Below are 26,183 nucleotides of genomic sequence, written 5' to 3'. Positions count from 1 at the left end.
GGCGCACTCGGCGTATCCGGTGTGTCCCGTCAGCCTCCGGTGTACTCCTTCAGCCTCCCCGCCACTGAATCACAGCGCGCTGCCCACTCGGTACACAGGGTCAACAATTAGTCGGTCTTGTGACTCAAGTCACAGCGAAACCTGATCAATTGCGTGAGGTTTCCCTCGTTTCCCTGTGCTTTTACTGAACGCAAACTTTGTAACTTGTGCGCCCCTGCCGGAGTGCGCGGGCGCGGATCCGGAACCGGTCCTAGGACCTCCTCCCGGTCCGGTCTCGGACGGAGGTCCGATGCGCGGGCCCCAGGGCGGAGACTAGCGTCTGGGGCGTGCAGAACTCCGCCCCTCCCACCGCCGTCCCGGTCCCCGCCAGCCGGATCGCCCCGACCCCGCCCCCCGCCGCGGGTGCCGCCGGGCATGCTGAGGGGGTGAGCAACGACGAGTTCCGCGCCGCCCTGTCCCGACTCGCCGCCGGTGTGGTCCTGGTGACCGCGCAGGAGCCCTCGCTGGACCCGGACGACCCGACGGCACCGAACGGCGAGGACGTGGGCATGACCGCGACCGCCTTCATGTCCGTCTCCCTGGACCCGCCGCTGGTCCTGGTGAGCCTGCGCGAGGGCTCCCGCATGGACGATCTGCTCGCCGAACAGCCCCTGTGGGCGGTGTCGGTGCTCACCGAGAGCCAGCGCCACATCGCCGGCCGGTTCGCCATGAAGGGCCGGATCAGCGACCGGCTGCTCTTCGAGGACATCCCCTACACCCGCGGCCCGCGCACCGACGCCCCGCTGGTCGGCGGCGCCCTGGCCACGCTGGAGTGCCGCACGCAGCAGCGCGTCCCGGCCGGGGACCACACCCTGGTCATCGGCCGGGTGCTCACCGCCCACGTGCCGAGCGCCGAGGGCAGCCCGCTGGCGTACTTCCGGGGCCGGTACCGGCAGCTGGGCTGAGCCCTCGGGGTTCGAGTGGAGCGGTCGCTTCCGCGAACGCGAGCGGGGCAGGGCGGGGCGGGGGCGGGGTGGGGGCCGGTTCAGGGAGCCTCATCCACCGGCTCCACCGTCAGCCGGTCCAGACGCGTGCGGGACGTGACGATCTCGATGACGGCGATCCGGTCCCGTACGAAGGTGAAGGTGAGGGCGCGGACCGGTCGGCCCGCGCCGGACAGCACGACGATCGCGGGGGCGCCGTCCACCAGCGCGTGGCGGACCGTCCCGGCGCCCGGGGCCGCGAGGGACGCGCCCCGGGCGACCTGCCGGGCACCGGCCGTCACCCGGTCCTCGGCACGGGCCACCACATCCGGGTCCAGTACGGCGAGCAGCCCCTCGAAGTCGCCCCCGCGCGCGGCGGCCAGGAACGCGTCCACCACCGCCCGCTGCCGCACCCGGTCCGCGTCCGGCTCGGGCGCCCCCCGCACCCGGCGCCGGGCCCGGCTGGCGAGCTGCCGCACCGCGACCGGCGTACGGTCCACGATCGTGGCGACCTCGTCATAGGGCACGGCGAACATGTCGTGCAGCACGAACGCCAGCCGCTCGGCGGGGGTCAGGGTCTCCAGGACGACGAGCAGGGCGGCGCCGACCGAGTCGGCGAGCAGCACGTCCTGCTCCGGGTCGGCGGGGGCGGCGGGGGTGGCGGGCACGGGCAGGCCGTCGGCCAGGGAGGCGTCGAGGGAGTCCTCGGCGCGGGAGCGGCGCGAGCGCAGCAGATCCAGGCAGACCCGTCCGACGACGGTGGTCAGCCAGCCGCCGAGATTGACGACACCGGTCGTGTCGGCGCGGCTGTAGCGCAGCCATGCCTCCTGCACCGCGTCATCGGCCTCGGCGGCCGAGCCCAGCATGCGGTGGGCCACGGCCCGCAACTGGGGGCGGTGCGCCTCGAAGCGCTCGGCGCGCTCGGCGCGCTCGGCGCGCTCGGCGCGCTCGGCGAGAGGGTCCAGGTCCATGTCATCGCCCACGTCACTCATCGGCTGCCGCTGCCCCCGTCCTGGGTCGGTCCCGGGTCGGTCCCGGCTGTCACAGCGTTGACGGACGGGAGCGGTGGAGTGTGACAGGGCGGGGGGAGTGGGTGGGGCGTCGGCGCCGGTGTCGGTGTCGGTGTCGGTGTGGGGCGAGGCGCCCGGTTGATCATCCGTACCGCGGGCGGCGGGCTCCCTAGCCCCAGTCCCGGCCGCTGCGTCCGCGCTTGGTCTGGGAGCGCTGCTTCTTCTGCTGGAGGCGGCGTTCGTTGATCCCGCGCGGGATGCGGGTGGGGCGGCGCGGCTTGGGCGGGGGCCCGGTGGCCTCGGCGAGCAGCGCGGCGAGCCGGACGGCGGCGGCCTCGCGGTTGCGCCACTGCGAGCGGTGCTCGGAGGCCCGTACGGAGATCACTCCGTCGACCAGGCGGGGCGCGAGGCGTTCCAGGGCGCGGCGCTTCCAGACCTCGGGGAGGGCCTCGGTGGCGGCGAGGTCGAACCGGAGTTCGACCTGCGAGTCGGTGGTGTTGACATGCTGGCCGCCCGGCCCGGAGGACCTGGAGAAACGCCACAGCAGCTCGGCCTCGGGGAGCGAGACGGAGCCACGGATGAGGTGGGGACCGGACATGACAGCCATGGTCGCGGGCCGGGAGTGTCCGCGTCACCCGAATATCGAAGTCGGGGTCGGCGGGGGTCGGCGGGGGCCGAAGGTAAAGAAAGTAAAGCCACCCGGGTGGCGGGGGAACCTGTGACACCCCTCTCCGCGTTCATAGGGGTAGCTGTAGCTTCGTTCCGTACGAAGCCTCAGAGGCATAGCGCACGTATCGAGGGAAGGAACTCCCGACCATGGCTGTAAGCCTGTCCAAGGGTGGCAACGTCTCGCTGACCAAGGAGGCTCCGGGCCTGACCGCTGTCACCGTGGGCCTGGGCTGGGACGTCCGCACCACCACCGGCACCGACTTCGACCTGGACGCCTCCGCCATCGCGGTCAACCCGCAGGGCAAGGTCTACTCGGACGCCCACTTCGTCTTCTTCAACAACAAGCAGACCCCGGACAGCACGATCGTCCACACGGGCGACAACCTCACGGGCGAGGGCGAGGGCGACGACGAGCAGATCAACGTCAACCTGGCGGCGCTCCCGGCCGATGTCGAGAAGATCGTCTTCCCGGTCTCGATCTACGACGCCGAGAACCGCTCGCAGAACTTCGGCCAGGTCCGCAACGCCTACATCCGCATCCTCAACCAGGCCGGTGGCGCGGAGATCGCCCGCTACGACCTGTCCGAGGACGCGGCGACGGAGACCGCGATGGTCTTCGGCGAGCTGTACCGCAACGGCGCGGAGTGGAAGTTCCGCGCGGTGGGCCAGGGCTACGCGTCCGGGCTCGCGGGCATCGCGCAGGACTTCGGGGTGAACGTCTAAGGACGGCCCGGGGGCGGCACGCCCCTCTTTCTCCGACGCGGTCCGGCCTCGGGGCCGAGCGGGCTCGGAGCTTCACGAAGACCCCCTGACGACCCCCCAACGGGTGTCGGGGGGTCTTCGTGTGTCCGGGCCTCGGCTCTGGCTCCTGGGCCGGGGGCTTCCGGGCCATGCCGCCGCGCCACTGGTCGGGGCGGCGGTGGGGGCGTCTTGACATGGCTTCGCCCCTGCCATTACGCGTTCGGCGCGGCCCGCAGCGGATGCCCTACCGTGTCCGCATGGTCCAGTCGTCCTTGTGGGAGCGCAAACGCGAGCGGACACGGCAGGCTGTCATCGACGCCGCCGTGGACCTGTTCCGGCGCCATGGCTACGAGGGCACCACCGTCGCCGATATCGCCGCCACCGCGGAGATCGGCACCCGCACCTTCTTCAGCTACTTCGCCAGCAAGGAGGACGTGCTCTTCCCGGAGAACGACGCCCGGGTCGCCGCCGCCCTCGCCGCGATCGAGACCCGCCGGCCGGGCGAACGCCCCGTCGACGTCCTGCTGCGCGCCCTGCGCGAGGCGAACGAGACCGGCACCGAGCTGGCCGGACCGACCACGCTGCTCCGGCTGCGGATGGCGCGGACCGTCCCGGCGGTCCGGGGCAAGGCGCTCCAGATGCAGGCCGACGCGGGCGCGGACATCGCCCGGGGGCTCCGGGCTGCCTTCCCCGGCGAGTTGGACGCCGTCCAGGCCGCGGCGCTGGTCGGCGCGTTCGTCGGGGCGGTCACCGGCGCACTTCAGGTGCTGCTCGACGAGCCGGGGGCGCTGGACGACCCCGGGCGGCTGCGGAGGCGGATGCGCGAGGCCACGGAGAGCGCGCTGCGGCCGTGGGTCACGGCCACTGGGAGCGGTTGAGCGGCCCGCGGCGGCGCTCAGGGCCGTTCCGGTTTCTCCTCGCCCATCAGCCAGTCCTCCCAGATGGGGGTGAGGTCCTTGCCGGGGGCCTTCGACTCCACATACGTCATGAAGTCCCGGGTGCTCGCGGTGGACTCGCGGTGGGTGGCCGGCCAGTCCCTCAGCAGGGCCTCGAAGGCGGGCTCGCCGAGCGTCTCGCGGATCTTGTGCACCACCATCGCCCCCCGGTCGTACACCGGGCGGCCGGAGATGTGCGCGGCGTCGGGCGGGTCGCCGGGCGGGAAGCTCCAGACGGCCCGGTTCCCGGCGGGGTCGGGGTAGTAGGTGCCGTCGTAGAGGGCGTCGAAGGTCTGCTGGGCCGTCAGGCCGCCCTGGTCCTCCTCCCAGAGCCACTCCGCGTAGGTGGCGAAGCCCTCGTTGAGCCACATGTCCCGCCAGGACTTCGGGGTGACCGAGTTGCCGTACCACTGGTGGGCGAGTTCATGGACGAGGAGGCGGACGGTGGGGGCGCCGGGGAAGACCGGGCGGTTCTGGGTCTCCAGGGCGTAGCCCAGGGCCCCGGCCCGGTCGACGACGGCTCCAGTGGAGGAGAAGGGGTACGGGCCGAAACGGTCCTGCGACCAGGACAGCACCTCCGGCAGCCGGGCCAGCACCGCGCGGCTCGGCGCGGCCTCCGCCGGGTCCACGGCGGTGTGGACCGGCAGACCGTCCTCGGTCGAGGTCCGGCTCACCCGGTAGCGGCCGATCGCCACGGTCGCCAGATATGACGCCATCTGCTCGGCGGTCCACCAGGTGAAGGTGGTGCGACCGCCGGCCGTGCGCTGTCCGGCCGGCTCGCCGTTGGAGACGGCCGTCAGCCCTTCCGGCACGGTCACCGCGATGTCGTAGGCCGCCTTGTCGGAGGGGTGGTGGTTGCCGGGGAACCAGGCCATCGAGCCCACCGGCTGGCCCAGCGCCAGCGCCCCGTCCGGCGTGGGCAGCCAGCCCTCCTCGGAACCGTCCGGGTCCGTGATCGTGCGCGGCTGCCCCGCGTACGCGACCGCCACCCGGAAGTCGGCGCCCTCGGCGAGGCCGCCCGGCGGGTGGACGGTCAGCTCCTGGCCGTCGCGCTCCCAGCGCGCCTTCTCGCCGTCCACCTCCACGGTCTCGACGGTCAGGCCCTCCAGGTCCAGATTGAAGGCGGAGAGATCCTCGGCGGCCTTCGCCGTGAGCAGGGCCCGGCCGGTGAGGTGGCGGTCCTCGGGGGTGTAGGCGAGGTCGAGGGCGTAGTGGGTGACGTCATAACCGCCGTTGCCGGCCTTCGGGAAGTACGGGTCTCCGACGCCCGCCCCGCCCACGGCACCCGGCGCCTCGTCGGCCGTGGCGCAGCCTGCGGTCAGGGTGAGGCCGAGGACGAGGACAACAGCCGTGAATCGGGGCACGTCTTCGATCCTAGGACGGCCGTGACACCATCACCTCCGTGCTCGACATCGGCTACGCCCTCTCCAACCGGTTCCCGGACCCGCCCCAGACCGACTACCGCCGCGCCGATGTGCACGCGCTGCGGCACGATCTGTTCTGCGGCGATGTCTATCTCGCCGACACCGAGACGGACCGGGAGCTGTCCACAGCCTGGGGATGGGTGCCCGTGCTCGACTTCGCCTGGGCCCTGTGCGACATCGTGGAACAGATCGACCGCGACCCGGCCGGCTCCCGCGCCGCCCGCCCCCAGCACGCCGAACTGGACTTCACCGAGTCCACCGACCGGATGTTCTTCGAGCGCCGCTTCGGCTGGGTGGACATCGACGCCGACTGGATGCCGGGCGACGAGCACCCGCTCAGCTTCTCCCACACCGAACTGCGCCGCGAGGCCCGTGACTTTCTGCACGATCTGCTGGCCGATCTGGTCGACCTCCATGACGACCTGGGCGAGAACCCGGCGATCTGGACCCTCCAGGCCCGCTTTCCCCGGGTTTCGTAGACATCGGGAGCTGGCAGACCTCCGGGTTTCGTCGGCACCGGAAGCTGGAAGACCTCCAGGTCTCGTCGGCACCGGGACCCGGCTGACCCCCGGGTCTCGTAGACACCGGGACGTGGAAGACCCCCGGGTCTCATAGACACCGGGACGTGGAAGACCCCCAGGTCTCGTAGACCCCGGGACCCGGCAGACCTCCAGGTCAGGTCGGCACCGGGACCTGGCTGACCTGGAGGTCTCGTCGGCACCGGGATCTCCTGGACCACACCCACAGCCGCCCCCTACACCACCACCCTGATCCCCAGCTCCGCCGCCAGTACCGGTGCCAGTTCCAGTAGCTGGCCCGGTGAGATCACCGCGCCCGCCAGCCGGTCCACCCCTCTCGCGATGTCCAGCGAGGTCGCGCCCCGCAGATCCACGTCCGTGAGCGTCGCCGTGCTGAAGTCCGCGCCCTTCAGCGTGCAGTCCACGAACTCCACCCGCTCCAGCCGGGCCCCGCCGAAGTCCGGCTCGACCAGTACGCACCCCTCGAACACCACGTCCTTCAGACGCCCCGAGCGGAAATTGGCGTAGTCGATCTTCCCGCCCCGGATCAGCACCCGCTCCAGCACCGCCCCGTGCAACTGCACCCCGCCGAGCCGCGCCTCCCGCACCTCCACATCCCGCAGCGTCGCCTCCGCGAGGTTGGTGCCCACCCCGCGCGGCGCCTCGATCACCGAGTCCAGGAAGCGGGCGCGGTGCAGCCGGGTCTCGTCCAGCGCGCACCCCGTCAGCGCGCAGTCCATGAACCGCGCCCCGCCGCCGTCCGCCCCGCCGAAGTCGCCGTCCCGGAACGCCACCCCGTCGTAGTCCCCGTCCGGCTCCAGGCTCTCGCCCGCGAACGGCTCCAGCTCCGGCAGCCGCAGCTCCGGCCGCCGCGCCGGCTTCACCCGTACCTCCCGCCCACCACCGCCCTCGCCCTCCGGTCCGCCGCCCGCCGCCGTCCGCCCCGCCGCTCGCCTCACCATCACCCCATCCTGCACCCCACCACTGACAATCCCCCTGACCTGCGAAAACACCCGCTCCCCGGCCCGGATGTCACATTCCCGCCCGCTCCAGCGGTCGTACCCACGAAGTCCTGTCCAAGCCCCACCCGAGAACCCACGCCAGTCACCCCTGATCACCCTCAGCCACCCTCAGGCAGCACCAGCCACCCCCAAGCACCACCAGGCACAGCACCGCATCCACCCAAGGAGACGCCCATGCACCGCATCACCATCATCGGCGGCGGATTCGCCGGGCTGACCGCCGCGATCAGCGCCGCCGAGGCGGGCGCCAAGGTCACCGTCCACGAGGCGCACCACACCCTCGGCGGCCGGGCCCGGACCACCGAGGGCCCCTACCGGACGAACGACGGCCCGCACGCCCTCTACAACGGTGGCCCCCACTGGTCCTGGCTGACCCGCCGCGATCTGATCGGCCCCCTCGCCCCGATCCCGGCCCGGGAGGCGGCCCGGTTCCGGCTGCGCCATCACGGGCGGCTGCGCCGGACCCCGCCGCTGGCCCTGCTCCGGCTGCTGCGCCACAGCGCCCACCGGGCACCCGTCGACGTCGACTTCCACACCTGGGCCACCGCGCGGGCCGGTGCGGAGGGCGCCCGTGCCGCCGCGCACTACGCCGCCGTCGCCCTCTTCCACCACGACCCCGGCACGCTGTCCGCCGCGTTCGTGCAGGAGCGGCTGCGCCGGGCGGCCAAGCTGCCGCCCGAGGCGCAGTACCCGCGCGGCGGCTGGGCCACGATGATCGACCGGATGGCCGCCCACGCCTGGAACCTCGGCGTCCGGGTGGAGACCCTCTCCCGGGTCGACACCCTGCCCACCGACACCCCCGTCGTCGTGGCGACCTCCCTCGCCGCCGCCCGCCGGCTGCTCCAGGACTCCTCGCTGACCTGGCCGGGCGGCCGTACCGCCCTCCTGGACCTGGCCCTACGCACCCACCGCGGCGATCCCTTCGTGCTGTCCGACCTGGACGCGCCGGGCTGGCTGGAACGGTTCACCGCGCAGGACCGCACCCTCGCCCCCGCCGGTGAGCAGCTGATCCAGGGCCAGGTCCCGATCGCCCCGCACGAGTCCCGCGCCGACGGTGTCGCCCGCGCCGAGCAGTTGCTCGACCTGGCCTTCGAGGGCTGGCGCGAGCGGGTGACCTGGCGGCGCGAGGCGCTCGCGCACGGCCGTACCGGCGCGGTGGACCTGCCCGGCACGAGCTGGCGGGACCGGCCCGCGGTGGACCGGGGCGACGGGGTGTATCTGGCGGGCGACGAGGTGGCGGCGCCGGGGGTGCTGTCGGAGGTGTCGTTCACCAGCGCGCTGACGGCGGTGTCGCTGGCGCTGGGCCGGGACGGGACCGTACACCCCCGGGGGCAGCGGGACGACGACCGCCTTGACCTCAAGGGGGCTTGAGCTCGGAGAGTCGGGAGAGCGTGCGAGCGGGCGGGAGAGCGGGAGAGCGGGACTACCTGCCGGTGACCCGGTAGTCCCCCCGGACGCACCCGGGCGGCCCGGTGTCAGCGGGCGGCGGTGCCGTCCGCGGCCTCGGCGCGCAGGGTCTGCGCCACGCGCTCCTCGACGGCGCGGGCGACGACCCAGCAGGCCGCGGCGTCCAGCCGTTTGTACGTGGCCGCCGGACGCGCCTCCACGACGGCGGCCGTCCCCTCTGCCCCGGTCGTGACGCGGACCTGTACGGAAACCGTCGTGTCCGACGGCCCGCGCAGGGTCAGATCCAGGGTGCCGTGCCCGAACGCGGTGATCTCGTCCAACCGCAGGACGGGGTCCCTCTCGACCGCGTGCCGCACGCTGTCCGTCAGCTGGAAGGCGGTCCTGCCCGCGATGGCGGGTACCCGCACCTCACGGACAGAGGGCAGGGCCACGGCTTCGGGGCCGAGCGTGAACCCGTACCGGCGGGCCGTGCGGGCCGCGCTCACCGCGGTGGAGGTGGACAGCACGGCAGCGAGGGCGACCACCGCGCCCACGGCCAGGGCCTGGGGGACGGCCCCGCTCCAGGGCGTGCCGTCGCCCAGGACCAGCACGGCGGTCATGGCAGCCGCGCACACCACGCCGGCCGCCAGCGCGGGCAGGGCCAGCCGTCGGACGACCGCCAGCCAGTAGCCGAGCACGGCATCGTTCCTCTCGTATGGGGTGAAGTCGAAACGCATGGGGAGAAGTCGAACCATACGAGGACCGGCGCCCCGCGGCTCCGCCGCCCCCGACCCGCGACGCCCCCCGGAGAGCATCGCCCCGACCCCGCCACATACCTCCCGGAAAGCACCACCCCCGACGGCCGCTGCTACACCTCCCGGAGAGCAACACCCCCGACCCGCCACACACCCCCGGAGAGCACCCGCCCCCGACCCCGCCACACACCCCCGGAAAACACCGCCCCCACCCCCCGAGAACACCCCACCCCACACCCCGACAAAGCCTCAGCAAAAGCCCCCGGCCGGGGTTCCGTCCCGGATGCGGGTGGGTGGTATCCATGGTCGACTGACGGAGTGAGTGGCACCCGGACAACCCGGACAGGTGAGCCCGCCGCGCCGCACGACCCCCGCCGCTGGTGGGGGCTGGTGATCATCGGCCTCGCCCAGCTGATGGTGGTCCTGGACGCGACCATCGTGAGCATCGCGCTCCCGTCGGCCCAGGCCGACCTGGGGATGTCCAACGGCAACCGGCAGTGGGTCATCACCGCCTACACCCTCGCCTTCGGCGGTCTGCTGCTGCTCGGCGGCCGGATCGCCGACCTGGTGGGCCGCAGACGTACCTTCGTGATCGGGCTGATCGGCTTCGCCGGGGCCTCGGCGCTCGGCGGGGCCGCCGTCAGTTCCGGGATGCTCTTCGGCGCCCGCGCCCTCCAGGGCGTCTTCGCCGCCGTCCTCGCGCCCTCCGCGCTGTCCCTGCTGACGACGACCTTCACCGACCCCCGCGAGCGCGGCAAGGCGTTCGGTATCTACGGGGCCATCGCGGGCAGCGGCTCGGCGATCGGCTTCATCGTCGGCGGACTGCTCACCGAGTATCTGAACTGGCGCTGGTGCCTGTACGTCAACGTACCGATCGCGATCATCGCGGTGTTCGGCGCGCTGTCGCTGCTGCACGAGCAGCCCGGCCAGCCCGGCGCCCGGCTGGACATCCCCGGCGCTGTCCTCGGCTGCGGTGGCCTGGTGGCGATCGTGTACGGCTTCAGCGAGGCCGAGTCGCGCGGCTGGACCGACTCGTTGGTCCTCGGGCTGTTCGCGGGCGGTGTCGCGCTGCTGGTGGCGTTCGTGTGGTGGCAGACCAGGGCGCCCCGGCCGCTGCTGCCGCTGCACATCATCAAGGACCGCAACCGGGCGGGCTGCTTCCTCACCATGACCCTGGCCACCATCGGCCTGTTCGGTCTCTTCCTCTTCCTGACCTACTACCTCCAGGTCATCCTGGGCTACTCCCCGGTCAAGACCGGTCTGGGCTTCCTGCCGCTGACGGTGGCCATCATCATCGGCTCGACCCAGATCTCGGCCCGGCTGCTCCAGCATGTGGCGCCGCGCACCCTGATGGTGCCGGGCATGCTGCTCGCGGCGGCCGGCATGCTGCTGCTGACCCGGATCACGGTCCACTCCGACTACGCCAGCGAGATCCTCCCGGCCCTGACGCTGATGGGCCTGGGCATGGGCCTGACCTTCATGCCGGTCTTCGCCACGGCCACCGCGGGGGTCGCCCCCGAGGACTCCGGGGTGACCTCGGCGACCGTCAACACCTCCCAGCAGGTGGGCGGTTCCATCGGCACCGCCCTGCTGAACACCATCGCCACCACCAGCACGACGGCCTACATCACCGCCCATCTCCTCAACCCCGCCGACCGCGCCCGGGTCGTCGCCGAGGGCACGGTCCACGGCTACACCAGCGCGATCTGGTGGGCGGCCGGTGTGATGGTCCTCGCGGCCCTGGTGGCCGGTCTGATGGTCACGGCGAAGGCCCCGAAGTACGAGTCGCGGACCAGCAGCACGGTCCCGGACCCGGAGTCGGTGCGCTGAGCCCCGAAGGGCGCCCCCCGTTCGTCCGGAGGACGCCCCCCGTTCGTCCGGGGGACGCCCCATCACCGCTCAGCGGCGCGTCACTTCACCACCGGCTTCGTCGCCTTGCTCACCGCCGATCCGTCCTTGTGACCGGTCAGCTTGGCGGTCACCTTCACGGTGATCTTCTTGCCCCGCTGCGCGGACTTCAGCACCAGCGAGGACTTGGTGGCCCCGCCGATCGCCCGGCCGTTCGCGTACCACTGGTAGGAGTACGAGGTCGGCGCCGGGCTCCAGGTGCCCTTGCCGGCCTTCAGTGTCCGGCCCACCTTCGCCGTCCCGGTGATCACCGGGACCTTGGACGCCTTCGGCGCGTCCCCCTTCGCCACGGTCACCGGCGCCGAGGTCGCCGACCCGCTGCGCCAGCCGCTCCGGAGGGCGGTCACGGTCACCGTCAGCTTCTTGCCGACGACCGAGGCGGGCACGGTGTACGTCTTCCCGGTCGCCCCGGCCAGCACCCGCCCGTCCGCCTTCCACTGGTACGTGTACGAGGTGGGCGCCGCCGACCAGGTGCCCGGATCGGCGCTCACCTTGGCGCCGGTCTTGGCGGTACCGGTCACCTTGGGTGCGCCGGTGCTGGTCAGCTGAGGTTCGGTCACCGTGAAGGTGCCGCGCGGGAACTCGCAGCAGCCCGCGAAGACACTGACGTTCCAGGAGCCGGGCGCGGCGCCGGTCAGATCGAGTGTCACGGTCACCGACCGGTGGTCGGGGGCGACCGAGGCGGGCACCGACCTGATCGTCCTGCCGTTCGCGCTGATCCGGACCTCGGTGGCCGGGCCCAGCGCGGTGCCGGTGACGGTGACCTGCGCCTTGGTGCCGGAGACGCCCGTGGCGGGGCTGATCCCGGTGACCGCGACCCGGTCCGGCCCGCACAGCGGTGCGCGGCAGGTGAGGGTGGCGCGGTAGGCGGTGCGGGACGCCTGCTCGGGCAGGCCGAGCAGCAGCACGCTGGGGGCGGCCCCGGAGGTCGAGCCGCCCGCCGCGCACTCCCAGCCGTTGGAGGACCGGCCGCAGCCGTTGGTCCCGGCGGCGTTGTAGAGCGCGGGCACCGCCTTCGTAGTGGCGCCGGTGGTGTCGGTGGTGTCGGTGATGTCCACCGCGAAGCGGTCGTACCCGGCGGTCGGGAGGGCCGCGCACATCGCCGTGCGGGACTCGTCGAGGGTGCCGGTGACCGGCCCGTACCCGTAGGCCACCGACGGCACCCGGGCGCACTCGGGGGCCGGGCCGTCCGCGGTGGCGATCCGCAGGGCGTCCAGCCGGTAGGCGGGGGCGGCCGGGAGGGTGATCGGGGTCTGCACCAACACCTGGTAGCTGGTGGAGCCGGTCAGCCCGCAGGAGCGGTTGCGGTAGGAGCAGACGCTGTCGCCGTTCCCGGCGAACACCGCGAGGTTGGCGGTGCCCTGCGCGTCCCGTACGTCGGCGTGGACGATGTCGGTGGCGGCGGGGGTGGTGATCCGGTGGCAGCGCAGGGTGCCGGGGCCGCCGGACGTGCCCGCCAGGGAGGGCCCGCCGACCCGGCCCGCCGCGCTGGCGGCGCAGCCCTTGGCGCCCGCGGTGATGTCCCGCCGGGCCAGGGTGTAGGCGGCGCTCTGGTCGCGGCCGGTGACCAGCACGGTGTGGCCCTGACCGGCGGTCAGCCGGCAGGTGGTCAGCCGTCGATGGCGGTGGACCGGTCGCAGACGCTGCCGCCGGACCCGTCCAGGACCGAGAACCGGGCGCCGATCCCGCCCGAGGTGGCGGTCATCTGGAACAGTTCGGTCCGGGTGTCCGGGGCGGCGGGGACCGTGAAGCAGTGCGCGAAGACCCCGGCGCCGGTGGTGAAGGCGGCCCGGTCGCCCCCGTCGGCGAACGAACCGGCGGGCAGTGCCGGGCAGCCGCTCGCGCCGTCGGTGCGGTACAGGGCGAGGGAGTAGGCGCCGATCGCGCCCTCGCCGCCGTCCTCGGTGTGCACCAGCATCCGGTACGGGGCCGTGCCGGTCAGCGCGCAGTCGCCGACCGCCAGTTGGGAGGAGGAGCACTGGCCGGTGCCGGTGGCGTCCACGACCTCCACCTCGACATCGACGCCGGAGACGGCGAGCGGGGTCAGCGCGGCCAGCCGGGCGCCGAGGGGCAGGTCCAGCGCCAGGCAGTCGTACTGTCCGGGCGACTTCAGCTCGCCCCGGTACAGCCCGGTGCCGGTCGGCACGCAACCGGCGGTGGAGGCCCGGTCGTGGAGCAGCAGATCGTCCGGGATGTCGTTGAAGACGTACGCCTCGTCCAGGACGGCGGTGTAGCGGCCCGCGGCGGGCAGACGGCAGGGGTCGGCGGCCCGGCAGGCGATCGTCCCGGCCGGGCCGAACACCATGACGGGCCGGGCGGATTCCGTGTCCACCGCGTGGACCAGCAGATCACGGGCCCGGTCGACGGTGAAGGTGAAGCAGGGGTCGGTACGGAAGTCCAGGCCGTCCAGGGGGCCGTAGGGGCGGACGGCGGCGGCCCGGCAGCCACGCGGATCCGACAGCGAGCGGGCCTTGACCGCGTACTCGGCGGGGAAGCCCCGATCGGCCTCCGTGACCTGGGAGATCACCCGGTAGGGGCCGTCGCCGGGCAGGACGCAGGACGCCCAGTGCTCGTCGTCCCCCGAGACGCGCGGGCAGATCCGGGCGCCGGTGGTGTCGGTGATCCAGGGGGTGATACTCCCGTAGGCCCGGGTGTTCCGGCTGAGCAGCACGCGTTCGCCGGGCTCGCCGGTGAAGGGCTGGCAGTCGACCTGCACCGGGCTACCCGCCCAGCGGCTGACCGTGGGCGCCTCCCAGCCGGTGCCGACCGGGGCGAAGCAGCCGCCGGTGGTCGTGCCGAGCGGGACGAGGGTGAGCTGGATGCCGGTGGTCTCCCAGCCGTGGTTGGTGACCGTGAGGGTGTAGTCCCCGGCGGCGGGCACCTGGCAGGTGTTCCGGACCCGCTCCCCGTCGCACTCCACCGGGGTGCCGTCGGCCGCGGTCAGCCGCGTGTACGAGCTGCTCCTCGGGTCCTTCAGCGACGCCAGATGCAGCCCGGCCGCCGGGACGCTCACGGCGAAGCAGGCGGTCCCGTCGACCGGGATGTCCGCGGTACCGACCGCGTCACCGGGATCCCCGAAGGGGGCGAGGGCGAGGGGCGCGCAGTCGGCCTGAGCGGGGGCGGCAGGGGTGGCAGGGGTGGTAGTCGCCGGGGCGGCGGTGGCGGTGGCGGTGGTGAGGGTGAGCAGCGAGGCGAGGAGGGAGACGACGGCGATGAGCCCGATGGGGGCGCGCCGGATGGGGACGAGCCCGATGGGGTCGCGCCCGATGGGGACGGCACCCGGCCGCCGACGCCCCTCCCCTCCCTCCCATCTCTCCCGTCTCTCCCATCTCTCCCGTCTTCTTCTGATCGGCCCGAAGACGACATCGGTCATGCAATCCCCCCAGGATCGGTGGCAGTTGAGGCGCCTGATACAGCGGTGAGGGGATGGTGACACATGTGTACGACAGGTAATGCACAGGTAATGCTCGGGTGCCCTCCTGACGGGCCCCCGGGTCAGTCCCGCCCCGCCACCCGGTCCGCGATCCGGGCCAGCCGGGAGGTGCCCGCGCCCGGTGCCGTGACCTCCCGCCGGTCGGCCGCGCGGTAGGTGGCGTACATGCCCTGGACGCCCAGCCAGCGCAGCGGCTCCGGCTCCCACTTGCGGACCCGGTGGCCGACCCACGGCAGATCGGTGAGCGGGGTCGGCCCGCCCTGCCCCGAGTCCTGCTGGACGAGATCGCGCAGGGTGCGGGCGGCGAGGTTGGCGGTGGCGACCCCGGAGCCGACGTAACCGCCCGCCCAGCCGAGCCCCGTCGACCGGTCCAGGGTGACGGTCGCGCACCAGTCGCGCGGTACGCCCAGCACCCCCGACCAGGCGTGCGCGACCCGGACCGGGGCCAGCGCCGGGAACATCCGCACCAGGATCTCGCGCAGCGCGGCCACCGTCGCCGGTTGGGTCCGGCCGTCGTTGTCGGTGCGCGAGCCGAAGCGGTACGGCACTCCGCGCCCGCCGAGCGCGATCCGCCCGTCGGCGGTGCGCTGGGCGTACATATAGGCGTGGGCCAGGTCGCCGACGGTCTCGCGGCCGTCCCAGCCGACGGCGGCCCACTGCTCGTCGGTGAGCGGTTCGGTGGCGATCATCGAGGAGTTCATGGGCAGCCAGGTGCGCCGCTGGCCCTTGAGGGAGGCGGTGAAGCCCTCGGTGCAGCGCAGCACGTACGACGCCCGGACGGTGCCGGAGGGGGTGACCGCGTGCCGGGGCCGGATCTCGGTGACCGGCGTCGACTCATGGATGATCACGCCGAGCGCCTCGACGGCCGCCGCGAGCCCGGTGACCAGCTTCACCGGGTGGATCCGGGCCCCGTGCGGGGTCCAGGACGAGCCGACGGCGTCGCTCACCCGCACCCGGGCGGCCGTCTCCCGGGCCCCGTACAGCTCGCGGTCCTGCTCCCCGTACGACAGCTCGTGCGCATGGTGCGCCCTCAGCCGGGCGAGCTGGGCCGGGGTGCACGCCACCTCCAGGACACCGCCCTGGTGGATGTCGGCGTCGATGCCCTCGGCCGCCGCGGCCCGCACCACCTCGCCCACGGTGTCGTTCATGGCCCGCTGGAGCCGTACGGCGGCGTCCTTGCCGTGCAGTCTCGCGTACCGGTCGCGGCCCGCGACGCCGTTGTAGAGCCAGCCGCCGTTGCGCCCGGAGGCCCCGTAGCCGCAGAACTTCTGCTCCAGCACGGTGATCCGCAGAAAGGGCGCGGCCCGCTTGAGGTAGTACGCCGTCCACAGCCCGGTGTACCCGCCGCCGACGATCACCACGTCCGCCTCGGAGTCACCGGGCAGCGGCTCCCGGGGCGGCGGGAAGCCGTCCTGGGCGTACCAGAAGGAGACACCACCGTTCACGACACTGCTGCTCATGGCCGGGACGGTAACCCGTGGCCAGGGCGCCTGTCTCCTTCGGATTTCGTGTTTTTCGAGGTGTCGCTCGACGCCGGGACCCGGAGAAATGAATGACGGTGGGACAGCGCGGCAACGCCGGCAACGCCCGTAGGGTCCGGGCTGTGATCGAGATCCCGGAGCAACTGGCCACCGCGCAGGCCCGGTACAACGGCGAGGCCGGACGCGCCTTCCTGGCCGGCCTGCCCGCCCTGGCGGCGCACACCCTGGACCACTGGAACCTCCGCCCCGACGGCCCGCCGATGAGCGGCATGACGGCGCTGGTCCTCCCGGTCGTCCAGGCACCCCACACCACCCCCGCCGTCCTGAAGCTCCCGTTCCGCGACGAGGAGACCGCGGCCGAACCGGCGGCGCTGCGCGCCTGGGACGGCGACGGCGCGGTCCGCCTCCTGGCCCACGACCCGGCGACCGGCGCGCTGCTTCTGGAACGCCTGGACCCGGCCCGCACCCTCGCCCAGCTCCCCGACCCCCACGAGGCGGTCACCGTCATCGCCCGTCTCCTGGCCCACCTCACCCGGCTCCCGGCACCGGAGGGCACGCGGACCCTCCGGGACATCGCGGCCGAGATGCTCGACCGCACCCCCTGGGCCCTGCGCCGCGTCCCGGACCCCGCCGTCCGCCGCCTGGTCGCCGACTGCGCGGCGGCCGTACGGGAGGTACTGCCGCAGTCCGGGGACCGTCTCCTGCACTGGGACCTGCACTACGGGAACGTCCTCGGCGCGGAGCGCGCCCCCTGGCTGGCGATCGACCCCAAGCCGCTCGCCGGCGACCCCGGCTTCGACCTCTACCCCGCCCTCGCCAACCGCTTCGACCCGCCCGACATCCCCTGGCGCCTGGACGCCCTGACGGACGCACTGTCCCTGGACCGGGAACGGGCACGGGCCTGGACGCTGGGGCGGGTGCTTCAGAACTGCTTGTGGGATATCGGGGGTGGGGAGGGGGTGGTGGGGGTGGTGGGGGCGGAGGTGGTGGAGATCGGGAGGTGGGTGAGGGGGTGGGGGTGAGGGGACTGGGGCGTCAGGGGGACTGGGGCGTCAGGGGGCTGAGGGTGACTGTCTGCCGGGCTGCTCAGCCGGTGACTGTCTGCCGGGAAGGTCCGAGGGTCCCCGGCTGTCGGCGTCGGCGGAGTACCGGAACCGGACCTCATAGGGGACGGGGGCGGGCAGGTCGAGGCCCTGGACGGAGGCGCGCGGCGCGGGCGATGCCGTGGTGGGCGGCCTGGACGAGGGTCACCCGGGCCCCTTCGAGGGCAGGGCCGGGGCCCATCGGGTCACCCCCTACCCGGGCGGAGGGAGACGTACGGCACCCCGTCTCAGGGCCCCTCCACGCCGGAAACCCGGCGATAGGCGCCCGCCCATGCACCCGGTCCACCGCCCCTAGCCGACCATCGACGACATCGACGCGCTGCACGCCGTCTACGGGAGCCCGAGGCGACGGATCACATGTCGCTCGCGCCCCGCACCCGTGACCGGACGGGCGGGATACCGGCCGCCCGCTTCATCACGGCGGCGCTGTCCTGCCCGCGCGAGGTGACGCCGCCACGCACGCGAGGCTGATCCTCACAAAACCACAGGTCAACAGCTCGCGGAGAGTTCCGACCCAGCCCCTTCTCCCCACCTGGCCGCCCAACCGCAGCAATCCCACCCGACTCCCCAGCCGCAGACGCCCCTCTCCGCCGGAGTACCGGCGACGGAGACCGCGCAGCGACCCTCACCCCGCCAAGCATCGCGGTCTCCCTTGACAGCGACACCGGCAATGACAAGGGCGGCGGCAGGCTCGGCCCAGGCCCAGCCAAGGAGGCTGTCGGCCAGCGACCAAGAAGCAGAACCGCGGAGAGATACGCGCACAGCAACGTCTGACGGGAGTCGGCGACGGCGGACACTGAGCCCAATTCCCGGCCCGCCCGGCGCTGAGCCGTGGACAGGAACGGCATCACGGCGCGGGAGAGCGCGGCCATGACGACACCGATGGTGAAGTGCCCGGCCTCGGTTCCACCGGCGAGGGCGCGGACCGACTCGGCGGTGACGTACGCGGCGAGCGCGAAGAAGGACACGGCGATGATCCGCAGGGTCGTCGTCTCCCAGCCTCGCGCACCACATGCTCGCGGGCGGAGAACTACCAGGCCACCACGGAGGCCGAGGAGACCTCGATGACCGAGTCCAGCCCGAAGCCGATCAGCACGGTGGAGGAGGCAAGGATGCCGACGGTGAGGGAGACGACAACGAGCAGGTCAACCAGAACGAGAACCGAAGCCCTCCACCACCCCACGCCCACCCCACACACACAGGTCGGTCACCACCCAGCCACCCACCCGACCCACGCCACACCCCCGTCACCACCCGACACCACCCGCTCACCAAACAGCCCCGTCAACGCCGCCGCACCCCTAATCAGTCAACCCTGCCGCCCCCTCCCCCTCCCCTCTCCCCCCGCATCGATCTCCGCCACAAGACCCTCAACACGGCCCCTGATCTCGTCGCGAATGGGCCGGACCCCCTCAACACCCCGGCCCGCCGGGTCTTCCAGCACCCAGTCGACGTACCTCTTGCCGGGGAAGACCGGGCACGCATCACCGCAGCCCATGGTGATGACGTAGTCGGACGCCTGGACGGCCTCCGTGGTGAGGATCTTCGGCGTGGCGGCGGAGATGTCGATGCCGACTTCCCGCATGGCTTCGACAGCGGCCGGGTTCACCTGATCACCCGGCAGGGAACCGGCCGAGCGGACCTCGACACGATCACCCGCGAGATGGGTGAGGAACCCGGCGGCCATCTGTGACCGACCGGCGTTGTGGACGCAGACGAACAGGACGGAGGCGAGGGGATGGGCGAGCGCGGACATCGGGAGCTTCCTTCGCAGGGGGAGGTCAGTCTCGGATGAGAGAGCCGAGGAGTTCGGTGACACGGGCGTCGATGTCGTCGCGGATGGCGCGCACGACGGCGATCGGGGCGGCCTCGGGGTCGGGGAGCGGCCAGTCGAGATAGCGACGGCCGGGCACGACCGGGCAGGCATCGCCGCAGCCCATGGTGACGACGATGTCGGCGGCGCGGACGATCTCGTCGGTGAGCGGCTTGGGGAAGGCGTCGCAGAGGTCGATACCCACCTCGGTCAGAACCAGGGCGACGACGGGCTCGACCCCGGGGCCGGGGTCGGTGCCCGCGGAGGAGACGGCGACCCGGCCGTCCGCCCGGTGATGGAGGAGGGCCGCCGCCATCTGGGAGCGCCCGGCGTTGTGCCCGCACACGAACAGCACGCGCGGCAACCCGGTGCCGGAGGCGCCGTCGATATGGGCGAGGGCGTCGAGGCGTTCGGCGGCCAGTTGCTCGGCGAGCACGACGAGGTGGGCGCGGACGCGGGCGCGAACGGCGAGGCGGTCGTAGGAGTCGGTGACCAGACGCTGGATGGTCTCCGGCGAGAAGTGGCCGCGGTGACGCATGGCCAGGCGGGCGATACCGGCGGCCAGACGGTAATCGGGCAGGGCGGGGAGGGCGGGGAGATCTGGCCGATCAGGGAGCGGGGACATGGTCACGAAGGCCCTTCAAACTGCTCGTTCTACGGATCCGGCGGAGACCGGGTACGGCCCCCAGGGGTCAACTCAGCCCGACAGGAACCCAGGTCCGCATCAACCCTGGCCGGGCATCAGCTCAGACCGGGCATCAACCCTGGCCGACATGAACCCAGACCAGCATCAACGCAGACCCGCATCAACCCAGTCCGGCATGAACTCGCCCCGACACCACCCCCCTGCCATCACCCCCGCCCCCCGACACCGCCCCCCACTCCCACCCCACCCCACCCCCACCCCCATCACCCTCAACCGACATGAAAGTATCAGCCCATGCTGACATCAGTCGACACTGATCTCTTGCGGGTCCTGGCCGACCCCCTCCGCCTCCGGATCGTCACCCTCCTGGCCCAGGAGACCCTCTGCACCACGCACCTGGTCGAGGAGACCGGCGCACGGCAGACCAACCTCTCCAACCACCTCAAGGTGCTGCGCGACGCCGGTGTCGTGGACACCGAACCATGCGGCCGGTACACGTACTACAGACTCCGCCCGGACGTCCTCGCCGCGCTCTCGGAGCAGTTCGCCGAACTCGCCGAGTCCGCCCGCGACGCGGCAGGCAGCAAGCGCGCCTGCCCATGACCGACCCCGAAACCCCCGCGCCCACCGCACCCACCACGGGGTCCACCGATCACCCACCCCCCATCACGGCAAACCTGTCACCCCTCGACCGCTTCCTCGCCGTCTGGATCCTTCTCGCCATGGCCCTCGGCCTCGGGCTCGGCCGCGCGGTCCCCGGCCTGGACGACGCCCTCGCCGCGGTCGAGATCGGCGGCATCTCCCTGCCCATCGCCGTCGGCCTGCTGATCATGATGTACCCGGTCCTGGCGAAGGTCCGCTACGACCGGCTCGACGCCGTCACCGGCGACCGCAGACTGCTGGTCTCCTCACTCCTCATCAACTGGGTCGCCGGTCCGGCGCTGATGTTCGCGCTGGCCTGGATCTTCCTCCCCGACCTGCCCGAGTACCGCACCGGCCTGATCATCGTCGGCCTGGCCCGCTGCATCGCGATGGTCATCATCTGGAACGACCTCGCCTGCGGGGACCGCGACGCGGCGGCCGTCCTCGTCGCCCTCAACTCCGTCTTCCAGGTCGTCGCGTTCGGTGTGCTCGGCTGGTTCTACCTCGATCTGCTCCCCGGCCTGCTCGGCCTCGGCGACGGCGAGAACCTCGACATCTCGATGGGGAAGATCGCCCTGAACGTCGTCATCTTCCTCGGCGTCCCCCTCCTCGCCGGATTCCTCACCCGCCGTATCGGCGAGAAGCGGCTCGGCCACGACGCCTACGAGGCGAAGTTCCTCCCGAAGATCGGCCCCTGGGCGCTGTACGGCCTGCTGTTCACCATCGTCATCCTCTTCGCCCTCCAGGGAGAGACGATCACCTCCCGGCCCCTGGACGTCGCCCGGATCACCCTCCCCCTGCTGATCTACTTCACGGTGATGTGGTTCGGCACCTTCGCCCTCGGCAAGGCCATCGGACTCCCCTACGACCGCACCGCGACCCTCGCCTTCACCGCCGCCGGCAACAACTTCGAGCTGGCCATCGCCGTCGCCATCGCCACCTTCGGCGTCACCTCCGGCCAGGCCCTGTCCGGCGTCGTCGGCCCGCTCATCGAGGTGCCGGTGCTGGTGGCGCTGGTGTACGTGTCCCTGGCCTGGCGGCGGAAGTTCACCACCCACGACCGAACCACCCCGCCCCACTGACCCCTGCCACCCCGACCGCCCCCGCCCTCCCCCAGCCGAACCACCAGCCCGGACGAACGTCAGCCGACGACAGAACTGCGACGCTCGACCAGAACGACATCACGCCACACCCCACGCAGACACCCGACGCGCTCACGGATACCGACGACCCGGAACCCGGCCCGTCCGTGCAGCGCGAGGCTCGCGGCGTTCTCGGGAAAGATCCCGGACTGGATGGTCCAGATCCCGGCCGCCTCCGTAGAGGCGACCAGCGCGTTCAGCAGCACCCCGGCGACACCCCGCCCACGGGCGGCGGGATGGACGTACACGGAGTGCTCGACCACCCCCGCGTACGCGCCCCGCTCCGAGACCCTTCCGACGGCGACCCAGCCCATCACCCCGCCCATCACCCCGCCCTCCTCACCGAGGACCACGAAACGATGCTCGGGCAGCCTCGCCGCGTCGAACACCTCCCAGGTCGGCGCCCTGGTCTCAAAGGTGGCGTCGCCCTCCTCGATACCGGCCTGGTAGATCCCCAGCACCTGATCGGCGTGCTCCACAGCCATCGGCACCATCATCGTTACTCCGCACCCCCGACCGTCCGCTGAGCGCCCGTCCGGCTCTTCCCACCCTGCGCATCACCGCACCCGACGGCGGTGGGGCCCGCATCCTCGACGCCTCCGGCACCTCGTCCCGCCCCGCCCCGCCCCGATGAGCGCCGGCAGCCTCCCCGCACCCGTCGAACGAGCCACCACCGACCACATCTCCCACCGCGTCCCCGACCTGACCGACCCTGCCGTCACCGGCTTCCGCACCCGGGCGGTGGAGCGGGCCGGCGACGGACTCGTCCTGACCGGCCTGCGCCCCCGACCTGTCCCACCTGTCGAACCTCCGCCTCACCCTGGACGAGCACCTCCGGGCCCCGCCCCCCGCCCCGCGCATCGGTCCACCGGCTTCCACCGCCTGCCCACCCGCTGTCCACCGCCGACCCTGCGCGCCCACCGCGTGGCAACCACCTTCTGGCTCGTCGGCACCCCGGTAGCCCTCCCGCCCGGCGGTCAGATGTCCGGGTGGCCTGCCAGTTCCTGGAGACGGCGATGGATGGCGTCCGTCTTGCGGTGGTCCTGTGCCTCGGCTGTGGCGAGGGCTGTGCGCAGCTCAGCATGTGCCGCAGCCGGGTCGCCCGCGGCCAGGTGCACCTCGGCCAGCACGATCTGCGCTTCCACCGCCTCGTCCAGTGCCTGTGTCCTCGCGGCCGTCTCGGCCGAGGACCGCAGGTGCTCCTCGGCGGCGGCGAACCGTCCCGCTTCGAACTCGCTCTGACCGATGCCGCGAAGCGCCTGGATCTCCTGGTGGGCGGCACCGATGTCCTGGGCGAGACGGAGGGCCTCGGTGAGGAGGCCGACCGCCTCGTCGCGGTCACCCTGACGGCGGTGTGCCTCGCCCATGCTGATGAGGGTGTCGGCCTGGCTCTTGCGGTCCGCGAGCGACCGGTACACGGGCAGGGCGTCCCGGCACAGAGTCAACGCGCCGGCCGTGTCGCCGAGTTCGGTCAGGACGTCGGCGAGGCTGAGCCGGGCTGTGGCCTGCTCGTAGCGATTGCCGACGGCGGTCAGCAAGGAGACGGCCGTTTCGAACGCCTCCCGGGCCCGGTCGAGTTGTCTGGTGCGGAAGAGCCTGTCGCCGATGTTGTTCAAGGCGATCGCAGCCGACCTCTGGTCGCCGGTCCGCGCGAATCCGTCCCGGGCGTTCTCGAAGTGGGCGAAGGCTCCGTCGTTGTCGCCGAGGTGGAGCCGTGCGACTCCCATGTTGTTGTGGAGGCGGGCCTGGTACCAGACGTCTCCGGAGGCCAGCTTGATCGCGTAGGCCCGCTGGAAGTGGTCGAGCGCTGAGGCGTGTTCCCCGCGGTGCCACTCCATCGCCCCGACCGCGCGCAACGCCTCGGCCTCCGCGTCCTCGTCACCGGTGTCGCGGGCGATCCGCAGCGCTCTGCGTCCGGCTTCGGCGGCCTCCGGGTACTGCCCGGTGCTCGCGAGCGCGTCCGACAGGTCGAGCAGTGCGCGGCACAGTTCCTCCGGCCGGTGCTCCGTCCCTGCCCCTTGTGCGACGGCCGGCTGGAGCACATCCACGGTTTCCTGCCAGTAGCACTCCGCGTTGAGGAATGCCGCGAGGCAGAAGGCGACACGGGCGGACGGGGCCGGGTGGCCCAGCCCGTCGGCGAAGCGCACGGCCGCCAGCATGTTCTCCCTCTCGGCGGCCAGCCACGATCGGGCGGAGGGGGCGTCGGGCCAGACAGGGCCGTGGGCGGGCGCGCCGGGGGCCGGGTCCTCGGTGACGCGCAGCCGCCGGGGAAACGCGAGACGGTCGGCCCGCTCGACCGCCTGGACGTAGAAACCGATCAGCCGCCGCGCGATCTCGTCCCGCGTCTCGTCGTCGTCCTCGGAGTGGGCCAGCCGGTGCGCGTACTCCCGCAGCAGGTCGTGGTACTGGTACCGGTCCGGTACTGGCTCGCGCAGCAGGTGGCAGCCCAGCAGGCCCTCCAGCAGCCGCTCGGTCGCGTCCGCCGGCAGGTCGAGGACCGCGGCGGCCACGGGGACGGTGAAGTCCGACCCCGGATGCAGGCTCAGGTGCCGGAAGGCGACGCGCTGCGACCTGGTCAGCGTGCGGTAGGAGAGGTCGAAGGCCCGTGCCATGTCGTGGTCGGCGGTGTCGTGGATCTCGCCGAGTCGACCCGGGGTGCGGGCCAGCCGTCCGTGCAGGGTGGCGAGCGTCCACGCGGTGCGGGCCTGGAACCTGTTGGCGACCAGTTCGATGGCCAACGGCAGCAGCCCGCACAGTCGGACGATCTCGGCGACCGCCGTGAGATCGCGAGTGCGCTGCTCCCCGGCGAACCGGCGGAACAGGGTGATCGCGTCACCCGTCGGCAGGACGTCCAGTGGCACGGACCGGGCGGCGGGCAGTCCCGTGAGGTGCCGGCGGCTGGTGAGGATGAACAGCGACCTGGTGGGGCCCGGCAGCAGTGGCCGGACCTGCTCGGCGTCGGCCACGTCGTCGAGGATGACGATCGCACTGCGCTGGTCCAGCATGCTGCGCCACAGGTCGACCTGCTCGTCGAGAACGACCGGGACGTGTGCGGAGGGCACGCCGAGGACGCGCAAGAGCGTGGTGAGCGCCGCACCGGGGGCGAGCGGCTCCTGAAGTGGGGAGTGCGCGCGCAGGTCGAGGTAGATCTGGCCGTCGGGGAAGCGGTCCGCGAGGTGGGCCGCGGTGTGCACGGCGATGGCGGTCTTCCCGACCCCGGCCATGCCGTGGACGGTCTCCAGCAGGACCACCGAGCCGTCCGTCCCGTCCAGCGAGTCGATGAGTGCGTGCAGTTCCGCGCTCCGGCCGATGAGCGGCTGCTGGCTGGGGAGGTTGCGCGGCGGATGGTCCCGCATCGGTCCGGTCGGCCGGACCGTGGCGGCAACCGCCGGCTCACGCTCGGTTGCCGTGGCGGCTCGCACCAGGTCGGCCATGGGCACATGGTTGAGCACACCGCGGTTGATCCGCTCCAGTGCCGGTCCGGGACGGGCGCCGTAGTCCCGCAGCAGGGCGCGACGCGCCTGCTCGTAGACGCGCACGGCGTCGGTGTAGCGCCCGTTGCCGTACAGGGCGAGCATCAGCTGACCCAGCAGCGTTTCGTCATCGGGGTGCCGGGAGGCCAGGTCGGACAACTCGGCCACCATTCCCCGGAACCGCCCGAGCCGCAGTTCGGCCGCGATCCGGGTGATGGTGGCGGAGAGCCGGCGTTCGGCAAGCGTGCGCCGCGTGGTCTCGGCCCAGACCCCGGGCAGTCCGGCCAGTGCATCGCCCGCCCACAGCGCGTCCGCGGTGCGGAAAAGGTCCACGGCCCGCTGGTCGTCGGTGCCCGCGGCGACGTGCACAAGGCCCTGGAAGCGGTGCCAGTCCACGCGCTCGGGGTCGGCTTCGAGCGTATAGGTGTGGGCGCGGCTGACGATGTGTGGTGCGCCGAGGGTCTCGTCGGCCTTGCGCAGCCGTCCGCGCAGGCGGGAGAGGTAGGTGTACGCGTTCCCGCGGGCGTTCGGCGGCGGTTCGCCGTCCCACATGCGCTCCACGAGGGCGTCCAGCGCCATCGGGCGCCCGATGTCCAGGGCGAGGGCGGCCAGCAGGGCCCGCTCCTTCACCGATCCGAGTTCGAGGCGTCCGCCGTCGACCCACAGTGCCACTGGCCCGAGTAAGTGGATATCCACCAGCGCCCCTCCTCGCTGGTCCGACCCTGATTCTGAGCATGACATGCGGGGTGGGCCCCCACCAACGGGCCCGGCAGCATCTGTCCGAATAGCCGTCCCTCGCCGGACCGTGCTACCGCCCACCCGTCAGCACGCGATTGTTCGGGGTAGACCGCAAGTGACAGAGGCTGACCGCGGTCGCCACGCAGGGGGCACGATGAGTGAATCGCCGCAGGGCACACATCGCAACAGCATTGGCGGAGAAGCCCAGTTGGGCGGGTTCACCATTCAGGCGCGGGACATCACGGGTGGTGTTCATGTGCATGCCATACCTCCAGTGGTTCCCCGTCAGCACCCACCGGTTCCCGGCCATTTCACGAATCGAGCAACGGACCTCGCAGCCCTGGACGGGCTGCTGGCCCCGCACGACGGAGCGGACACGGGC

General features: G+C 72.6%; 21 protein-coding genes and 1 pseudogene. 9 read left to right on the top strand and 13 right to left on the bottom strand.

Annotated elements, in window-relative coordinates:
• Positions 1-374: 374 nt before the first annotated feature.
• Positions 375-944: a flavin reductase family protein gene (locus ABZX40_RS09940; protein ID WP_355734519.1), complete on the top strand. Its 570-nt coding sequence runs from the start codon at positions 375-377 to the stop codon at positions 942-944.
• Positions 945-1,024: 80 nt separating this feature from the next.
• On the opposite strand, the gene ABZX40_RS09935 is transcribed toward ABZX40_RS09940, so the two are convergent.
• The gene (locus ABZX40_RS09935; protein WP_355734516.1) at positions 1,025-1,933 is read right to left on the bottom strand and encodes a sigma-70 family RNA polymerase sigma factor; all 909 of its coding nucleotides are present in this window, start codon (positions 1,931-1,933) and stop codon (positions 1,025-1,027) included.
• 208 nt (positions 1,934-2,141) lie between these two features.
• Positions 2,142-2,579, bottom strand: coding sequence for an alternative ribosome rescue aminoacyl-tRNA hydrolase ArfB (gene arfB, locus ABZX40_RS09930; protein ID WP_355734199.1), 438 nt, complete (start codon positions 2,577-2,579; stop codon positions 2,142-2,144).
• A 209-nt stretch (positions 2,580-2,788) separates the two neighbouring features.
• Here arfB and ABZX40_RS09925 point away from each other — a divergent pair, with 209 nt between their 5' ends.
• Together ABZX40_RS09925 and ABZX40_RS09920 are read left to right on the top strand one after the other, a co-directional pair.
• Positions 2,789-3,364 carry a TerD family protein gene (locus tag ABZX40_RS09925; protein ID WP_355734197.1) on the top strand — a complete coding sequence of 192 codons (576 nt, stop codon included), beginning with the start codon at positions 2,789-2,791 and terminating at the stop codon, positions 3,362-3,364.
• Positions 3,365-3,639: 275 nt separating this feature from the next.
• A complete protein-coding gene (locus ABZX40_RS09920; protein WP_355734195.1) occupies positions 3,640-4,260 on the top strand; it encodes a helix-turn-helix domain-containing protein in 621 nt (206 codons plus the stop codon).
• A 17-nt stretch (positions 4,261-4,277) separates the two neighbouring features.
• Here the strand turns inward: ABZX40_RS09920 and ABZX40_RS09915 are convergent, their stop codons facing one another.
• Entirely contained in the window at positions 4,278-5,639 is a 1,362-nt protein-coding gene (locus tag ABZX40_RS09915) for a M1 family metallopeptidase (RefSeq protein WP_355734513.1), read from the bottom strand.
• A gap of 80 nt (positions 5,640-5,719) precedes the next feature.
• Here ABZX40_RS09915 and ABZX40_RS09910 point away from each other — a divergent pair, with 80 nt between their 5' ends.
• Positions 5,720-6,220 (top strand): hypothetical protein, encoded by a 501-nt coding sequence (locus ABZX40_RS09910; protein WP_355734192.1) that lies wholly within the window; start codon positions 5,720-5,722, stop codon positions 6,218-6,220.
• 275 nt (positions 6,221-6,495) lie between these two features.
• Here ABZX40_RS09910 and ABZX40_RS09905 read toward each other — a convergent pair whose 3' ends face one another.
• Positions 6,496-7,221 carry a pentapeptide repeat-containing protein gene (locus ABZX40_RS09905; protein WP_355734189.1) on the bottom strand — a complete coding sequence of 242 codons (726 nt, stop codon included), beginning with the start codon at positions 7,219-7,221 and terminating at the stop codon, positions 6,496-6,498.
• Positions 7,222-7,455: 234 nt separating this feature from the next.
• On the opposite strand from ABZX40_RS09905, the gene ABZX40_RS09900 reads away from it, so the two are divergent.
• On the top strand, positions 7,456-8,652 hold the full coding sequence (locus ABZX40_RS09900; RefSeq protein WP_355734187.1) for an NAD(P)-binding protein: 1,197 nt from the start codon (positions 7,456-7,458) through the stop codon (positions 8,650-8,652).
• Between the two features lie 104 nt (positions 8,653-8,756).
• On the opposite strand, the gene ABZX40_RS09895 is transcribed toward ABZX40_RS09900, so the two are convergent.
• Complete coding sequence (locus tag ABZX40_RS09895) at positions 8,757-9,404, bottom strand: hypothetical protein (RefSeq protein ID WP_355734185.1); 648 nt, start codon at positions 9,402-9,404, stop codon at positions 8,757-8,759.
• Between the two features lie 336 nt (positions 9,405-9,740).
• On the opposite strand from ABZX40_RS09895, the gene ABZX40_RS09890 reads away from it, so the two are divergent.
• The gene (locus ABZX40_RS09890) at positions 9,741-11,252 is read left to right on the top strand and encodes an MFS transporter (RefSeq protein ID WP_355734182.1); all 1,512 of its coding nucleotides are present in this window, start codon (positions 9,741-9,743) and stop codon (positions 11,250-11,252) included.
• Between the two features lie 80 nt (positions 11,253-11,332).
• Here the strand turns inward: ABZX40_RS09890 and ABZX40_RS09885 are convergent, their stop codons facing one another.
• The 3 genes from ABZX40_RS09885 to ABZX40_RS09875 form a co-directional block, all read right to left on the bottom strand.
• Positions 11,333-12,904: a hypothetical protein gene (locus ABZX40_RS09885; RefSeq protein WP_355734179.1), complete on the bottom strand. Its 1,572-nt coding sequence runs from the start codon at positions 12,902-12,904 to the stop codon at positions 11,333-11,335.
• Positions 12,905-12,939: 35 nt separating this feature from the next.
• A complete protein-coding gene (locus tag ABZX40_RS09880; RefSeq protein WP_355734176.1) occupies positions 12,940-14,703 on the bottom strand; it encodes a hypothetical protein in 1,764 nt (587 codons plus the stop codon).
• Between the two features lie 122 nt (positions 14,704-14,825).
• A complete protein-coding gene (locus ABZX40_RS09875; RefSeq protein ID WP_355734174.1) occupies positions 14,826-16,223 on the bottom strand; it encodes an FAD-dependent oxidoreductase in 1,398 nt (465 codons plus the stop codon).
• A 143-nt stretch (positions 16,224-16,366) separates the two neighbouring features.
• Here ABZX40_RS09875 and ABZX40_RS09870 point away from each other — a divergent pair, with 143 nt between their 5' ends.
• Positions 16,367-17,266 (top strand): aminoglycoside phosphotransferase family protein, encoded by a 900-nt coding sequence (locus tag ABZX40_RS09870; protein WP_355734171.1) that lies wholly within the window; start codon positions 16,367-16,369, stop codon positions 17,264-17,266.
• 570 nt (positions 17,267-17,836) lie between these two features.
• On the opposite strand, the pseudogene ABZX40_RS09865 reads toward ABZX40_RS09870, so the two are convergent.
• From ABZX40_RS09865 to ABZX40_RS09855, 3 genes and pseudogenes are all read right to left on the bottom strand, one after another.
• Positions 17,837-18,482, bottom strand: a pseudogene (locus ABZX40_RS09865) (cation transporter); the annotation flags it as partial.
• Between the two features lie 174 nt (positions 18,483-18,656).
• Complete coding sequence (locus ABZX40_RS09860) at positions 18,657-19,103, bottom strand: arsenate reductase ArsC (protein ID WP_355734510.1); 447 nt, start codon at positions 19,101-19,103, stop codon at positions 18,657-18,659.
• Between the two features lie 25 nt (positions 19,104-19,128).
• Positions 19,129-19,785, bottom strand: coding sequence for an arsenate reductase ArsC (locus ABZX40_RS09855; protein WP_355734168.1), 657 nt, complete (start codon positions 19,783-19,785; stop codon positions 19,129-19,131).
• A 315-nt stretch (positions 19,786-20,100) separates the two neighbouring features.
• Between ABZX40_RS09855 and ABZX40_RS09850 the strand changes: the two genes are divergently transcribed.
• Together ABZX40_RS09850 and arsB are read left to right on the top strand one after the other, a co-directional pair.
• Positions 20,101-20,409 (top strand): metalloregulator ArsR/SmtB family transcription factor, encoded by a 309-nt coding sequence (locus tag ABZX40_RS09850; RefSeq protein ID WP_355734165.1) that lies wholly within the window; start codon positions 20,101-20,103, stop codon positions 20,407-20,409.
• Positions 20,406-21,530 (top strand): ACR3 family arsenite efflux transporter, encoded by a 1,125-nt coding sequence (gene arsB / locus ABZX40_RS09845; RefSeq protein ID WP_355734162.1) that lies wholly within the window; start codon positions 20,406-20,408, stop codon positions 21,528-21,530. The genes ABZX40_RS09850 and arsB overlap by 4 nt, the downstream gene beginning before the upstream one ends.
• A 59-nt stretch (positions 21,531-21,589) precedes the next feature.
• Here arsB and ABZX40_RS09840 read toward each other — a convergent pair whose 3' ends face one another.
• Positions 21,590-22,075 carry an N-acetyltransferase family protein gene (locus ABZX40_RS09840; protein WP_355734160.1) on the bottom strand — a complete coding sequence of 162 codons (486 nt, stop codon included), beginning with the start codon at positions 22,073-22,075 and terminating at the stop codon, positions 21,590-21,592.
• A 492-nt stretch (positions 22,076-22,567) separates the two neighbouring features.
• A complete protein-coding gene (locus ABZX40_RS09835; protein WP_355734157.1) occupies positions 22,568-25,759 on the bottom strand; it encodes a tetratricopeptide repeat protein in 3,192 nt (1,063 codons plus the stop codon).
• Between the last annotated feature and the right edge of the window lie 424 nt (positions 25,760-26,183).

Source organism: Streptomyces sp. NPDC004610, assembly GCF_040609715.1.
Lineage (GTDB): Bacteria > Actinomycetota > Actinomycetes > Streptomycetales > Streptomycetaceae > Streptomyces.
This window is presented reverse-complemented; position numbering and strand designations above follow the sequence as displayed.